The following is a 14,102-nucleotide window of genomic DNA, read 5'->3' as shown; positions in this document are numbered from 1 at the left end:
GAATGAAACTGAAGTTTAGAAAAATTGCATATCAGTTACATCTATGGCTCGGACTAACGTCCGGGCTTATAGTTGTTATCATGGCTGCTACAGGATGTATTCTGGCTTTTGAAGAAGAATTAAAACACTTTGTTCACCCCAACAGATATTTTGTTGAAAACATCGGAAGGAAAAAACTTTCATTAGCTGAGCTTACGGAAAAAGCAGAAAAAGCACTTCCCGAAGGTTTAAAGGTCAAAAGAGTAGTCATGTCTTCCGATCCCTCACGAACCTACGTATTCCGTACCTTAAAAATGAACGACGAAGCATGGACGTATTGGGGAACTTATCTTTATTATTATCGAATTTATATAGATCCTTACACCGGAAAAGTACAGGAATTAGAAGACGCTAAAAAAGACTTCTTTGAAATTGTACTGGATCTTCACAGAAGGCTTCTGTTGGGTGAAAAAATCGGGAAAACGATTACCGGTTATTCCACATTGATATTGGCTGTAATCCTTCTATCGGGGCTTGTGATATGGTATCCCCGAAAAATGAGTAAAGCCATGCTGAAAGGAATGTTTTTCATTAAAACATCCGCCAATTGGAAAAGGATTAACTATGACGCTCATAATGTGTTGGGATTCTATGCCATTATTCCTTTACTTTTAATCTCTTATTCCGCATTGATATGGAGCTTTGAAGATGTAGACAAATGGGTAAAGAACACATTGAACGGCAATACTCCCACAGAAAAGAAAGCTAAGAGTACAATTCCTTCCGAAGAATTTTCAAACCGTAAAGATATCCTGAATTTGATTGGAAATACCATGGAAAAAGGATTGAAAGACAAGAAATCAGCACTTGTCAATTTTCCAAGATCGGAAGAAGGAACCTATTATGCTGAACTTACTTATGACGGAAGGCAATACAGGAATGAACATTTTAATTTTGATCAATATTCAGGAGATATTTTAAAATCTCAATCTTATAAAAACAAAAATATCGGATATGGAACCGCATTAAGAGAAAGGAATTATGATCTTCACACTGGAAGCATCCTGGGACTGACCACCAGAGTCATCTATTTTCTGGCAGCACTTATAGCACTGTCACTACCAATTACCGGTTTTATTATCTATTTGAATAAGAAAAAGAAGAAACCAAAACATAAGAAAAACAAAGTGATTTTTCCTTCCCATCATTGATAAAGAGAAGAGATTATCTCAAAAGTGTCATTCTGAATGAAATGAAATGGAGTGAAGAATCTCATATATGGTATTATTGAGATTCTTCCTTCGTCAGAAATCGAAGATTGGACGTAGTCAATGACAAAAGTTAAATGATTTCAATTTTGAGATGACCCGTTTACTTTTTCATTCAAAAGTAAAAATATCCAGTATCAATTTTATCGCAGATAAAATCCTCGCGCCTTAAAAACAAAACGTTATAATCTAACTTGCGCCTTTGCGTTCAAAAATAAAATAATCTCTTTTTTTGGAAAATCGCAAAGGCGCAAATTTTTTAATATTAATGCATTTTTAACACGCAAGAAATATGATATAATTTTTCACAAACTTTATAAGTATCTATAAAAAATCTGCAAAATTCCCTAAATCTGCGAGAAATTTAATTACCCAACCAATTCTTTCACATTTTTTGAAAAAACCTCAATTCCTTTGTTCATCTCATCAAAATTAAGATCTCCAAACCCCAGACGCATTGCCGTAAGCCCTTTATTCTGATACAGCAATGTTTTGGGAATGAAAAGATTGTCTTTTGCACAATTTCTGCTCAGCTGCATCAGATTCAGCGGAATATTCCATTCTAACCATATTGCCAGCCCTCCGGAAGGCTTTTGAAAAGTAATAAAATCCCCAAGATTCTCTTCCAGCAACACAGAAAAATGGTCACGCCTTTCCTGATATACCTTTAAAGATTTTTTCAGATAACGGTTAATTTCCCCTTCTGCAATCATCTCCCCAAGCGCTCTTTCCATCAGAATATCTCCCTGACGGTCAATGATACCAAGATATTTACGCATTTCTGTCATCAGATTCTCGGGAGCAACGATAAATCCTGTTCTGAATCCCGGAGCTAAAGATTTCCCGAAAGATCCAATATAGATCACCATTCCGTTTGTATCGGCACTGGCTAAAGGAAGAATAGGACTTTTATCGTAATGAAACTCATAATCATAATCATCTTCCAGAATAATAAATCCGTATTCATTGGCTAATTCCAATAACTCAAATCTTCTCTGAGCACTTAAAGCAACGGTAGTAGGATAGTGATGATGAGGTGTCAGATAAAGCATCCGTATTTTTTGCTTTTTACAGGCGTCCCTTACACTTTCCACTATAATTCCTTCCTCATCAATGGGAATGGAAACAATATCAACCCCAGCTTTCATAAAGATCATATTGACGGAGAAATAGCTCAAAGCTCCTACCAATACTGTATCACCAGCCGAAAGAAGAATTTCGGAAACAATATAAATACTCATTTCCGTACTTCGGGTGATGAGCAGATTGTTTTTGGAGATCGGAAGTCCACGGGAAAGATTGAGGTATTGGGATAAATGTTCTTTAAAAAATTCACTTCCGTCATGATTATAATGTCCAAAAGCTTTTTGGTTAGATTTACGTTTCAGGATAGAACTGTAAAACCGCGAATGCTGTCCGATTTGGGTTAAACGAATATCCGGCACCCCATCATTAAAGACATACTCACAGTCAGAATGTTCAAAAGGATTATCGAGAATATTGGATGTTTTGAATGAAAAACCAGTCGAAACAGGATAATTTTGAAGATTATTCTGCTCAAAATCGTTCAATTTAACAGGTTTTTCCTGATCTTTTCCGATCACAAAAGTTCCTTTGTTTGGAAAACTCTCCGTCCAGCCCTGGGCCGACAATTCATCGTACACCGCAACAGCCGTATTTCTGTGGATTTCCAACATTTCACTGAAAGTTCTTGTTCCGGGAAGCTTTGTCCCGAAAGGCAAAAATCCTCTCTGAATTGCATTAATCAGCTGATTGGCAATCTGTAAATAGATAGATGTCTCTGATTTTCTATCAATCTTAATAAAACTTTCGTAAGGAATCTTAACCGGACTATCCATAATATCAAAACTGGCACAATACAACCATCCGGCAATATACTACTTTTGACATCAAAATAAAAATCTATGGAATTTCATCATCTGTTAAAAAAAATTGTACAGGAAGGAAACACCCACGCCAAGTGGCTGAACACACTTTCTTTTATGGAAAATGCCGGTGCAAGGAAAATATCAAAATGTGAACATCCAACATTGGTTTCTCAGATCCAGCTGAAACATGCCGCTGAAGAGCACCGCCACGCTTATTACTTAAAAAAACAAATCGGGAAAATAAATCCTGAACTCTGCAAAACTTACGAAAGTACAGAACTTCTGGCTCCTGTAGCAACAAGCCAATATCTTCACTCATTGGATATTAAAGCCTGCCGCTATCTTCAGAAAGCTTTCAATCTTGATAAAGTAGATATTAAATATGCAGCTTATCTTTTTGTAACCTATGCTATTGAGGTTCGTGCCGATGAGCTTTATCCTGTATATCAGCAAGTACTTACGGAAGCTTCTTCTAAAATTATGGTAAAATCGATCATTCTTGAAGAAGAAGGACACCTGGAAGAAATGATTCATCAGCTCAATGAATTTGCTCCAGACTGGAAGCATCATGCAGAACATATTTTAACCATAGAAAAAGAATTGCATGAAGAATGGATCAATGCTGTTACCCGGGAAATTGCTCAGTTGAATTATGCTTAGCAACAGCTTTCGTTTTCAGGAATCTCTTGACAAAAGAAAAGAGGAGGGAACGTTAAGGCGTTTAAAGCTTCAATCTAATGGAATTGATTTTTATTCCAATGATTATCTGGGGTTTGCAAAAAATAAAGAACTTCAATATTTACTCTTGCAAAAGGTTAAGGATAATCCTCAGCTGCTTTCCGGAAGTACAGGCTCAAGGTTAATCAGTGGGAATAGTGAAATTGCAGTTTCTGTTGAAAATGAAATTGCGCAGAAACATCAGTTTGAATCTGCATTGCTTTTTCCGTCAGGATATAATGCAAATTTGGCTTTATTCTCTACACTTCCGAACCGTCATGATGTTGTTATTGTGGATGAACAGATTCATCGGTCGGTACATGATGCGTGCAAACTTTCGAATGCTAAAAAATTGAAATTCAAACACAATGATCCTGAAGATCTTGAAAATATTTTAAAAAAACAGGAAGGTCATTGCTATATCGCGATAGAAAGTCTCTATTCCATGGAAGGAGATTTTGCTCCTCTTCAGGAAATCGCTTCGATTGCAGTTAAATACAAAGCCTCTTTGATTGTAGATGAAGCCCATGCATTTGGAGTTTTTGGATATGGATTGATTGAAAAATATCAATTACAACATCAGGTTTCAGCGGCAGTTATGACCTATGGAAAAGCTCTCGGAGCCCATGGAGCGATAATTCTCTGTAATGAAACGGTGAAATCTTACCTGATCAATTTTGCAAGTCCGTTCATTTACACGACATCAGCACAGGATTTTCAGTGGATGAGTATAAAAACAGGATATGAATTTTTAGATCAGCATTATGAACTGGCGGTAAAACTTCAGGATAATATTAAAATTTTCAGAAGTCGAAATTTACAATCTCCATCGGCAGAAACAAGTCCGGTTCAAGCTATTGTAATTCCGGATAATCAAAAACTTAAAAGATTACAGGACATTTTATCTGAGGAAGGTTTTTTAACCTATGCCATATACAGCCCTACGGTAAAAGAAGGAAGTGAACGTCTGCGAATATGCCTCCACAGCTTTAATACAGAAGAGGAAATTATGAAACTGACAGGAATTATTAAAGAATTTATTTAAAGCAACAACACAACTAAAGAAATAACCTTTCAAAACCCGGAACACGAATCCCGAATCACGAAAACATGAAATTATTTATAACAGGAATAGGAACCGAAATCGGAAAAACAGTCTGCTCAGCCGTTTTGGTTCAGCATTTTAAAGCAGAATACTGGAAACCCATACAGTCCGGAGATCTTCACTATACGGACAGTCATAAAATTGAAATATGGACAGATACTAATGTGTGTCATCCGGAAACCTACCGTCTGCAATTGGCTGCCTCACCACATCAGTCTGCAAGAGAAGAAAATATTACCATCAATCTGAATGATTTTCAATTACCAGAAACAGAAAATCCACTGATTGTAGAAGGAGCCGGAGGTCTTATGGTGCCCATTTCAGACACTACTTTCATGATAGATCTGATTGAAGAATTAAATCTTCCGACAGGATTGGTAGTCAGAAATTATTTAGGATGCATCAATCATAGCTTATTATCAATCATAGCATTACGACAGAGAGATATACAACTGGAATATTTGATTCTTAACGGGAATTTCCCCGAAGATACAGAAAGAGTGATCTGCAGTTTTATCGAAAAAGAAACAAAAATTATAAAGATTCCTGAAATCAACAATACGAATAAGGAATCTATACAAAATGCTGCAAAGCAATTAACAATAACAAAAATAGGATAATGGATACAAAAACAACATTGAGAAACAACTGGACTAAAGAAGAAATTGAGGAAATTTATCACCTTCCTCTGATGGAACTGATCTATAAAGCAGCCACTATACACCGCGAATGGCATGATCCTTCTGAAGTACAGATTTCTACACTGTTATCTATCAAAACCGGCGGATGCCCTGAGGACTGTTCATACTGCGGACAGGCAGCCCGTTATCATACGAATATTAAAGTACAAGCTTTATTACCTACAGAAACGGTAATTGCTCATGCACAAAAAGCAAAAGATTCCGGGTCTTCCAGATTCTGTATGGCTGCGGCATGGCGAGAAGTTCGTAATAACCGGGACTTTGACAGGGTAATTGATATGGTGAAAGGTGTAAATGATCTTGGTCTGGAAGTTTGTTGTACACTGGGAATGCTTACCGAAGAACAGGCGATCAGACTTCAGGAAGCTGGATTATATGCTTACAATCACAACCTTGATACTTCTGAGCAATATTATGAAGAAATCATCTCTACCAGAACTTTTGACAACAGAATCAATACGATAAATAATGTAAGAAAAGCAGGGATCACAGTATGTTCCGGAGGAATTATCGGACTTGGTGAAACCCACAGAGACAGAATTTCAATGCTTCTGACGTTGGCAACGATGCCAAAACATCCGGAATCTGTTCCTATCAATGCATTAGCAAGAGTAGCGGGAACACCTTTAGAGGATAATGAAAAAGTAGACACGTGGGAAATGGTAAGAATGATCGCTACAGCAAGAATTGTAATGCCTTCTTCTATGGTAAGATTAAGTGCCGGCCGTATAGAAATGTCTGAAACAGAACAGGCATGGTGCTTTATGGCAGGAGCTAATTCTATTTTCACAGGAGAAAGAGAAACCTTACTGGTGACGCCTAATCCGGGAGTTTCTGAAGATATGCAGATGCTGCAGACATTAGGGCTGAAACCTATGATGAAAAAAGAAACATGCTGCTAGATAATTATGAATGATAAATTATGAGTGATGAGTTGGATTACTGTTATTATAGCACTTGTTATAAAATTTGTTTTTGAATTTTTATATACTGCTCTATAAGTTGGAAAACACAAAGGCGCAAAAGCTTTTGTAGTAAGTAATATTTTAAGGCGCAAGGATTTTATCTCCGATAAAATTGGATATTGTAAATTTTATTCTCTCACAGATTATGGAAATTAAGCAGATAACTATGAAAAAAATCTGCAAAATCTGCGAGCGGATCATTTGCAGAAAATCTTAGTGTATTTGCGATTAATTCAACATTCAACACAACATATTCAACTAAATTATTATTAGATCCAATTTCATCACTCATTATTACTTTTTACATCAATATATGAATACAATAACAAAAGAAATCAGCCTGCAACAGAGAGATAAAGCTGTCAACTGGCATCCCTATACGCAGATGAAAACAGCTGATGATATTATTCCCATTGTAAAGGGAAAAGGAGTTTACCTTTATGATAATGAAGGAAAACAATATCTGGATGTCGTTTCATCATGGTGGGTAACGCTGCACGGGCATTCACATCCTTATATTGCACAACGTGTTTTTGAGCAGTTGAATACACTGGAACAGGTGATTTTCGCAGGATTTACCCATGAACCTGCTGTAAAGCTTTCGGAAAATTTACTCAAACTTCTTCCGGCTGGCCAGGAGAAAGTTTTTTATTCGGATAATGGTTCTACAGCAGTAGAAGTTGCTTTAAAAATGTGCATTCAATATGCATACAATAAAGAGAAAAAGAAGACGAAGATTTTAGCTTTTAAAAATGCCTACCATGGGGATACTTTCGGGGCCATGTCTGTAAGTGGAAAGAGTTTCTGGACAAGACCTTTCGAAAGCATGCTGTTTGAAGTTGTGTTTATTGACACACCCAATGCAGAAAACCTGGAAAGCCTTCGGTTGCAGATTAAAGAGCTTGCTGATGAAGTAGCCTGTTTTATCTATGAGCCTTTAGTTCAAGGGGCTGCAGGAATGTTAATGTATAAAGCTGAAGATCTTAGCCAGCTGATGAAATTTTGCAGAGAAGAAGACGTTCTTATGATCCAGGATGAAGTTTTTACAGGGTTTGGAAGAACAGGTAAGCTTTTCGCAGCAGATTATCTTACAGAAATCCCGGATATTATGTGTTTTTCAAAAGGACTTACCGGAGGAACCATGCCTATGGGAATCACGACCTGTTCTGATGAGATTTACAATGCCTTTCTTTCTGACGACCGTCATAAAACCTTATTTCACGGGCATTCGTTTACGGCTAATCCTTTAGCCTGTACAGCGGCTCTTGCCAGTATGGAATTACTACTTACAAGTGAAACTCAAATGAATATCAACCGCATTACTCATCAACATTCTGAGTTTGTGAAGGCAATTGCTTTACATCCTCATGTAGAAAAGGTTCGACAAATCGGAACTATTTTAGCGTTCGATTTTAAAACCGGGAATGGTACTTCTTATTTCAATGAAATAGGGAAGAAGCTTTACAATGAATTCTTACAGAGAGGGATTATCATGAGGCCGTTGGGAAATGTAATCTATCTGGTTCCGCCATATTGTATTACCTCCGAAGAATTGGATTTTGTATATCAGAATATTATGGAAGTTCTGGATCAGTTTAGAGATTAAATGATCCCTTCAAGTAATAGTTTTTTAATTTTTTTAACCTTATAGGTTTCCAGAACCTATAAGGTTTTTAGGGTTTTATATTCAGCGTATTATTTCCGCAATAGTTGCCTGATTTTCTTAGAGCTCCTGTTCTGCTTTCCTCAAAATAGTAATCAATTCTTTCAATTCATCTTTATTGAAATCCAGTAAATTCTGATTAAAATGATTGGATGGGATTTTTATATAATTAACCCACGAAGAAAGCTTCTCCCGGTAAACACTCCCAAATTCAATATTATTCATGGTAACAAATTTATACTTTGCTTCCTGATTCGCCTTTTCATTTTCTCTCTGTACCACAGTCTGAAGAGCCTGAATCAGTCTTCCCAACTCATTTTTGTCAACCGTAAGTGTTTTTTTAGATATTTCGTCGAAGGTTTCATATTCATACATGATTCCCAGCAAAGTTTCTGATGAATTATCAGACATATCTTTTGTGATAATCTTTTGAATATTGAGGTTTTTAAATTTACCCAGATGGATGATTTTTTTCTCAATTAATGTCCCTTTTCTAGAATTTACAGTAAGGCCGCGGGATGTGGTATTTGATCTTTGAATTGTAGGCGGCGGCGTTATCTGTGCCGTCACCCATGCACTTAATGCACAGGAAGTCAGTATAATGATTCTTCTCATTTATAGAATTGTTATTAGTTTTTTTAATATATTTTTTTACTTCTTAATTAGTTTTTTTGTAGAAAATTTTCCATTTTCAAAAATAGCTTTTACCAAATAAACTCCTTTAGAAAGTTCAGAAACATCAGAATGATTTTCTATTAAAGTTTTTAATAGTCTTCCATCAAGAGAATAAATCTCTATTTTATCAACTTTTTCTTTTGATTGATAAATAAAATCATGCTGTACAGGACTTTCAAAAGTAATTTCAGGGTTATTTTTTACAGCTTCTCTCGTTGATAATGTAGCAGTATTATTTAAAAGATATTTAACAATCTCTGTTGTAGGTCCGTCTCCGTATACAATTATATTATTATCAAAAGCCTTTATTGCATTAACAGAATGATAGAGTAAATTAGAATCGGTTTCTACATATTCTCCAAATATAGAATCAACAGATCCGTTTTGATTAAGTTTAGTGATATAATAAGCGGGAGCATTATTAAAATCTGCAAAACCTGCAACATAATAAGAACCATTTTTCTCATAGATATCGTGAAATTCAAGGCCAAGTGTACCATTATAACTGAATGTGGTATCCGGCGTCCCATCAGCATTCACTCTTCCTATCGTAGCAGGGTTGGATGTTCCAAGTTTTGCATATATCATTTTATTACCCGAATCTATTTTTACAACATTAGCATCCACTCCATCAAACAAAACTTCTCCATTGTTCCCAAATCCAGTCATAGGCTGTCCGTCAGGAGTATATTTTTTTATGGTAGTGTGTCCCCAAAAAATAAGATTGAGCTGATGATCCAAAATAATACGGGGAATCCCATACACCGATAGTTCACCATTATTCCCAAAACTGTTATCTGATGTGCCGTCGGCATTTAATCTGAATGTATGAGTATAAGAATCAAGGTGTCCGAAAGAATCTATACCAATGCCAGAAACAATGATTTTATTTCCCTGTTCTATAAGGTTATTTTTTATATTGAAATTATCCTGATAGTAATTGGCTAATACCTTTATTCCGCCATTTGAAAACGAAGAGTCTAATTGCCCGTTGGAAAGTAACCGAACTACATCTAAATAATTAATACTATTTGCAGAATCATATCGTTTTAACAGTAACGTCAGTTTATCATTGGCATGTCTTATAAATCCAACAAGAGCGTCTGATGCATAATTCAATGCCGTTTTACCGTTATTTCCAAAAGTCAAATCAAGAGAACCATTGTAACTTGTCGCTTTTGAGATGATTAACTGATTAGTATTGGCGTCAAAGGACTGATAAAATACCGTATTGGTTGTTTCGGTTAGCTCTCCCAGATAAGAGGTTCCCGTTTGAAGGTTGTAAATTCCGTTTGAAGCAAACGCAGGATCTTTGGAAATAATTTGAGCAAAAGAAGCTTGTGCTACGAGAGTAAGCACAAATAATAATTGTTTTTTCATTGTTTGGTTTTTTTATAAAAATTTTGAGGTTATAATATGTAACCCTATAATATATTTTTAAGTTGAGTTTCCAAATGTATGATAAAATTTAAGAAAAGTAAAGAGATACTCAGATTTTGCTATATGAGAGACATTTTATTAGAATAGGGTCAGATAGTAACAAAAAAGAGTTTTACCTCAGTCCATTACCCCACAAATGAAGCTCAGAAAGAATAGGACCCAGTTTTTGACCTTTTTCGGTTAATTTGTAATACACTTCAGGCGGAAAATTGTAGACTTCAATCCGTTCAATAATAAGATCTTCTTCAAGCTGTTTCAATTGCTCTGAAAGTACTTTCTTGGAAACCCGGGGCATATTTCGCCAAAGTTCCACAAAACGCACCTGATCTTCTTCAAAGAGGTTGTGCAGGATCAGCGGTTTCCATTTACCCGAAAGAATATCCAGGCTTCGTCTTAATCCACAATTTTTAAATTCTTCAAAATTCATAAGTCGATTGAATATTTATGGTTAACCTTTTGGTAACCTTCGATTGTTTTACCTTAATCAGGCAATAGCTTTACCCTACAAACTTAGTCAAAATGAAATTACAATTATGGCGCAATGCAACATTGCTATTGAATATTGATGGAATTTCCATCCTCGTAGATCCAATGCTTGGAGAAAAAGGCTTTATGGGAAAAATACCTATGACAGATAGTGAATTGCTAAACCCTCTCGTAGATCTGCCTTTTAATAAAGAAGAATTAAATAAAAAATTAAGAGGAATAGATGCAGTTGCTGTTACCCATCTTCACCCTGATCATTGGGATGCCACAGCTATCGAACTTCTGAATAAAAATATTCCAATCATCTGTTCAGAAGCTATTTCGGAACAAATTAAAGCACAGGGATTTACAAGTGTTGTTACGGTGAATAATCAGCTTCAATGGAATAATATTGAAATATCTACAACCAAAGGCCAGCATGGAACCGGAGAAATCGGAGAAAAAATGGGAATTGTGAATGGTTTTGTTTTTAAGACAGGAAATAAATCAGTTTACATTGCAGGAGATACTATCTGGTATGATGAAATTGCTCAAGAAATTGCTCAACATCAGCCACAACACATCATTGTTGCAGGAGGTGCCGCCACCTTTTCTGTAGGAGACCCTATTATCATGACCAGTGAAGATATTATAAAAGTCTGCAAATACGCTCCTGAATCCACTGTTTGGGTAACCCATCTTGAAGCCGTAAGCCATTGCAGAGAAGACCGTCAATTTATTCAGGCAAAAATTAATGAAAATGGATTAGAGAAAAGATGTTTTGTTCTGAATGACGGAGAAGAACTTGACCTTCATTTTTAATTTAAAGGGCTCTTAAAAAGAATTAATACAAAATAAAACAAAAAAGGATAGAACTCATTTCTATCCTTTTTTATTTATCAAATGGTAATTTTAATCTTCTACACACTTATTTCTCGCAGCTTTCATTCCAAAATACAACATCAGTAATACCGCAAAGCTTAACAAATAAAATGAACTGTTCCAGGAAATATCCCAATCATGAAGTTTTCCAAATAAAGGAGGCCCAAATGCGGCAATCAGGTATCCTACAGACTGTGCCATTCCCGATATCTTAACTGCATTGATACTGCTTTTCGTTCTCGTAGAAAAAAACAGAATTGACAGGCTGAAAGACAATCCATTAGAAATACCTATAATAACAGCATTTACATAGATCCACTGAGATTTCATGAAAACAAACATCATTGTACTTCCAAACATCAGAGCACATATAAAAAGAATCATAAGTCTCTGATCTTTCATCTTGCTGGCAATAATCGGACAGCAGAACGTCACAGGAATCATGGTAATCTGGATTACAAAGAAAACCCATCCGGAGCTTTCCCCCTGCATATGAAAATCTGCAAGAAATGAAGGCAGCCAGGCCACCAGACAATAATAGAATAAAGACTGCAGCCCCATAAAAATACTGATGTTCCATGCCTGGGCAGATTTAAACATATTAAAATCAGAAGTACTGAGTGCCGTTTTGGGCTGATTCGGATTTCTTTTATTAAATATGAACTCCAATGATAAAACCAGAAAGCCTAGTGCTGCAATCACCAGCCAGATTCCCAGGGAGCCCTTCCATCCAAACCCGGTGAGTTCCCCGATTTTCACACTGAAACCAGAAGCCAAAGCCGCAGTAAGATTCATGGATACTGCAAAAATTCCTGTCATGAGGCCAATCTGCTTCGGAAAATTATTTTTAACATATCCCGGGGTGACCACATTTCCGATACATATTCCTAAGCCAATGAATATAGACCCTAAAAACAATAGCCAAAGAGAACCGCTGATTCGTAAAAATAAACCAAAACTTAAAATAATAAGAGAATATATTAGAAGTGTACTGATACCAAGCTTATTAGAAAACTTACTTACCAGCACAGAACATGCAGCAAACATAAACAGTGGAATAGAGGTTAGCAGACTTACCTGAAAATTATCCAGTTTCAATGCATCTCTTATCTCTCCTAATACAGGGGCTACTGCCACAATGGGTGAACGGAGGTTACTGGAAATTAATATAACTACAACAACGTTAATGATTAATAAAACATACGAAGCATTCTTTTTTACTTCATTCTTCATCATGATAAAAACTTTTCTGCAAAATTAACATAGTAATTTTGTTTAATTTTGCCAAAGTTTTAACCTTAAACGACATGAACGCTAACGACAGCATAAAAGTAGATGAACTGAAAAAACCTTATTTCGTATGGTTTGAAGAAAACTGGGTTCATGATGATGTTCTTCATCACCATCAGAAAGGTCAGCTCGTATATGTTGAGAGTGGTTTTCAGTATATTACTATTGAAGAAAAAATCTATTTGCTTCCTCAAAATCATGCTGTATGGATACCTCCCAATGCCGTCCACAAAACAAATTCCCATTCTGAAAAGATCAAACTGATGATTATGTTTGCGGAGATCAGTACCAAAGAATCTTTCTATCATGAAGTGAGTGTATTTTCTGTTCCTTCTGTTTTGAAAGAAATGATAAAATATGCAGAGAAATGGTCTAAACTTATGACTCCGGATCATAATGAGAACCTATTCCTGAAAGCGCTGTTCAATGAACTTCCACAGTTTGTAGAGCATTCCCTGATTCTTCATATCAGCCTTCCTAAAGATAAACGCCTTACTAAAGTCATAGAATATCTGCACAATCATTACCGCAAGGAAATCAAAATGGAAGACCTCAGTGATAAAGCACTTTTATCTTTCCGCACACTTGAACGTATTTTCAAAAAAGAAACAGGTCTTACCCTAAGCAAATACCAACAAATGCTTCGTATCATCAAGAGTCTTGAGTATTTAAGTTCTGGGAATCTTACGATTTCAGAAACAGCTTATGAAGTAGGGTACAAGAGTGTTCAGGCCTACACCAGAAGTTTTCTGTCTGTGATGCATTTCAGGCCAACTGATTTTATTAAAACAATTCAATAGCCGTTTAAAGCAACTGCAGGGGCAGTTAAAATATGGTAAAAAAGAGACTTATAGAGATATTAAAACATTCAGTATTCCTTTATAGAAAAGAAATTAACTTGTTAAAAGAAGGATATAATTCACATTTTACAACATTTTCCACTTCAACAATCAATATTCAATTATGACATTGTTGAAAATAAAAAGGTCTCCACAAATGGAGACCTTAAAAAAACACAAATGATGAAAAAAAATTATTTCGATTCACAAATATAAACAAAAAT

13 protein-coding genes are annotated in these 14,102 nt (G+C 35.8%); 8 read left to right on the top strand and 5 right to left on the bottom strand.

The window, feature by feature from the left end; all coding sequences use genetic code 11:
- The first annotated feature begins 2 nt into the window (after positions 1-2).
- Entirely contained in the window at positions 3-1,190 is a 1,188-nt protein-coding gene (locus tag SFA27_RS11260; RefSeq protein ID WP_407298112.1) for a PepSY-associated TM helix domain-containing protein, read from the top strand.
- A 425-nt stretch (positions 1,191-1,615) separates the two neighbouring features.
- Here the strand turns inward: SFA27_RS11260 and SFA27_RS11255 are convergent, their stop codons facing one another.
- On the bottom strand, positions 1,616-3,106 hold the full coding sequence (locus tag SFA27_RS11255; protein WP_407298111.1) for a PLP-dependent aminotransferase family protein: 1,491 nt from the start codon (positions 3,104-3,106) through the stop codon (positions 1,616-1,618).
- A gap of 66 nt (positions 3,107-3,172) precedes the next feature.
- Here SFA27_RS11255 and SFA27_RS11250 point away from each other — a divergent pair, with 66 nt between their 5' ends.
- The 5 genes from SFA27_RS11250 (at position 3,173) to bioA (ending at position 8,230) form a co-directional block, all read left to right on the top strand.
- The gene (locus SFA27_RS11250; RefSeq protein ID WP_407298110.1) at positions 3,173-3,796 is read left to right on the top strand and encodes a hypothetical protein; all 624 of its coding nucleotides are present in this window, start codon (positions 3,173-3,175) and stop codon (positions 3,794-3,796) included.
- Positions 3,789-4,898 carry an aminotransferase class I/II-fold pyridoxal phosphate-dependent enzyme gene (locus SFA27_RS11245; RefSeq protein ID WP_407298109.1) on the top strand — a complete coding sequence of 370 codons (1,110 nt, stop codon included), beginning with the start codon at positions 3,789-3,791 and terminating at the stop codon, positions 4,896-4,898. Before SFA27_RS11250 ends, SFA27_RS11245 begins: the two co-directional genes overlap by 8 nt.
- A 65-nt stretch (positions 4,899-4,963) precedes the next feature.
- Positions 4,964-5,578: a dethiobiotin synthase gene (bioD, locus tag SFA27_RS11240; RefSeq protein WP_407298108.1), complete on the top strand. Its 615-nt coding sequence runs from the start codon at positions 4,964-4,966 to the stop codon at positions 5,576-5,578.
- Complete coding sequence (bioB, locus tag SFA27_RS11235; protein WP_264517935.1) at positions 5,578-6,561, top strand: biotin synthase BioB; 984 nt, start codon at positions 5,578-5,580, stop codon at positions 6,559-6,561. Before bioD ends, bioB begins: the two co-directional genes overlap by 1 nt.
- A 376-nt stretch (positions 6,562-6,937) precedes the next feature.
- On the top strand, positions 6,938-8,230 hold the full coding sequence (bioA, locus tag SFA27_RS11230; protein ID WP_407298107.1) for an adenosylmethionine--8-amino-7-oxononanoate transaminase: 1,293 nt from the start codon (positions 6,938-6,940) through the stop codon (positions 8,228-8,230).
- Between the two features lie 117 nt (positions 8,231-8,347).
- Here bioA and SFA27_RS11225 read toward each other — a convergent pair whose 3' ends face one another.
- The 3 genes from SFA27_RS11225 to SFA27_RS11215 form a co-directional block, all read right to left on the bottom strand.
- The gene (locus SFA27_RS11225) at positions 8,348-8,902 is read right to left on the bottom strand and encodes a hypothetical protein (protein ID WP_407298106.1); all 555 of its coding nucleotides are present in this window, start codon (positions 8,900-8,902) and stop codon (positions 8,348-8,350) included.
- Between the two features lie 36 nt (positions 8,903-8,938).
- Positions 8,939-10,342, bottom strand: coding sequence for a T9SS type A sorting domain-containing protein (locus tag SFA27_RS11220; protein WP_407298105.1), 1,404 nt, complete (start codon positions 10,340-10,342; stop codon positions 8,939-8,941).
- 172 nt (positions 10,343-10,514) lie between these two features.
- The gene (locus tag SFA27_RS11215; RefSeq protein WP_407298104.1) at positions 10,515-10,829 is read right to left on the bottom strand and encodes a winged helix-turn-helix transcriptional regulator; all 315 of its coding nucleotides are present in this window, start codon (positions 10,827-10,829) and stop codon (positions 10,515-10,517) included.
- 92 nt (positions 10,830-10,921) lie between these two features.
- Between SFA27_RS11215 and SFA27_RS11210 the strand changes: the two genes are divergently transcribed.
- Positions 10,922-11,689 (top strand): MBL fold metallo-hydrolase, encoded by a 768-nt coding sequence (locus tag SFA27_RS11210; RefSeq protein WP_407298103.1) that lies wholly within the window; start codon positions 10,922-10,924, stop codon positions 11,687-11,689.
- 90 nt (positions 11,690-11,779) lie between these two features.
- Here SFA27_RS11210 and SFA27_RS11205 read toward each other — a convergent pair whose 3' ends face one another.
- Positions 11,780-12,985, bottom strand: a complete 1,206-nt coding sequence (locus SFA27_RS11205) for a CynX/NimT family MFS transporter (RefSeq protein WP_407298102.1) — start codon at positions 12,983-12,985, stop codon at positions 11,780-11,782.
- 71 nt (positions 12,986-13,056) lie between these two features.
- On the opposite strand from SFA27_RS11205, the gene SFA27_RS11200 reads away from it, so the two are divergent.
- The gene (locus tag SFA27_RS11200; protein WP_047374788.1) at positions 13,057-13,839 is read left to right on the top strand and encodes a helix-turn-helix domain-containing protein; all 783 of its coding nucleotides are present in this window, start codon (positions 13,057-13,059) and stop codon (positions 13,837-13,839) included.
- Positions 13,840-14,102: the final 263 nt, after the last annotated feature.

Origin of the sequence: Chryseobacterium sp. HR92, assembly GCF_045689405.1 — a bacterium.
In the GTDB taxonomy this organism is placed as follows: domain Bacteria; phylum Bacteroidota; class Bacteroidia; order Flavobacteriales; family Weeksellaceae; genus Chryseobacterium; species Chryseobacterium viscerum_A.
The sequence above is the reverse complement of the archived record's forward strand: the minus strand, read 5'-3'. Positions and strand labels throughout refer to the sequence as shown.

Coding starts and splice junctions, on each gene's coding strand:
- SFA27_RS11260 (WP_407298112.1), top strand. CDS start 3: ATGAAACTGAAGTTTAGAAAAATTGCATATCAGTTACATCTATGGCTC.
- SFA27_RS11255 (WP_407298111.1), bottom strand. CDS start 3,106: ATGGATAGTCCGGTTAAGATTCCTTACGAAAGTTTTATTAAGATTGAT.
- SFA27_RS11250 (WP_407298110.1), top strand. CDS start 3,173: ATGGAATTTCATCATCTGTTAAAAAAAATTGTACAGGAAGGAAACACC.
- SFA27_RS11245 (WP_407298109.1), top strand. CDS start 3,789: ATGCTTAGCAACAGCTTTCGTTTTCAGGAATCTCTTGACAAAAGAAAA.
- bioD (WP_407298108.1), top strand. CDS start 4,964: ATGAAATTATTTATAACAGGAATAGGAACCGAAATCGGAAAAACAGTC.
- bioB (WP_264517935.1), top strand. CDS start 5,578: ATGGATACAAAAACAACATTGAGAAACAACTGGACTAAAGAAGAAATT.
- bioA (WP_407298107.1), top strand. CDS start 6,938: ATGAATACAATAACAAAAGAAATCAGCCTGCAACAGAGAGATAAAGCT.
- SFA27_RS11225 (WP_407298106.1), bottom strand. CDS start 8,902: ATGAGAAGAATCATTATACTGACTTCCTGTGCATTAAGTGCATGGGTG.
- SFA27_RS11220 (WP_407298105.1), bottom strand. CDS start 10,342: ATGAAAAAACAATTATTATTTGTGCTTACTCTCGTAGCACAAGCTTCT.
- SFA27_RS11215 (WP_407298104.1), bottom strand. CDS start 10,829: ATGAATTTTGAAGAATTTAAAAATTGTGGATTAAGACGAAGCCTGGAT.
- SFA27_RS11210 (WP_407298103.1), top strand. CDS start 10,922: ATGAAATTACAATTATGGCGCAATGCAACATTGCTATTGAATATTGAT.
- SFA27_RS11205 (WP_407298102.1), bottom strand. CDS start 12,985: ATGATGAAGAATGAAGTAAAAAAGAATGCTTCGTATGTTTTATTAATC.
- SFA27_RS11200 (WP_047374788.1), top strand. CDS start 13,057: ATGAACGCTAACGACAGCATAAAAGTAGATGAACTGAAAAAACCTTAT.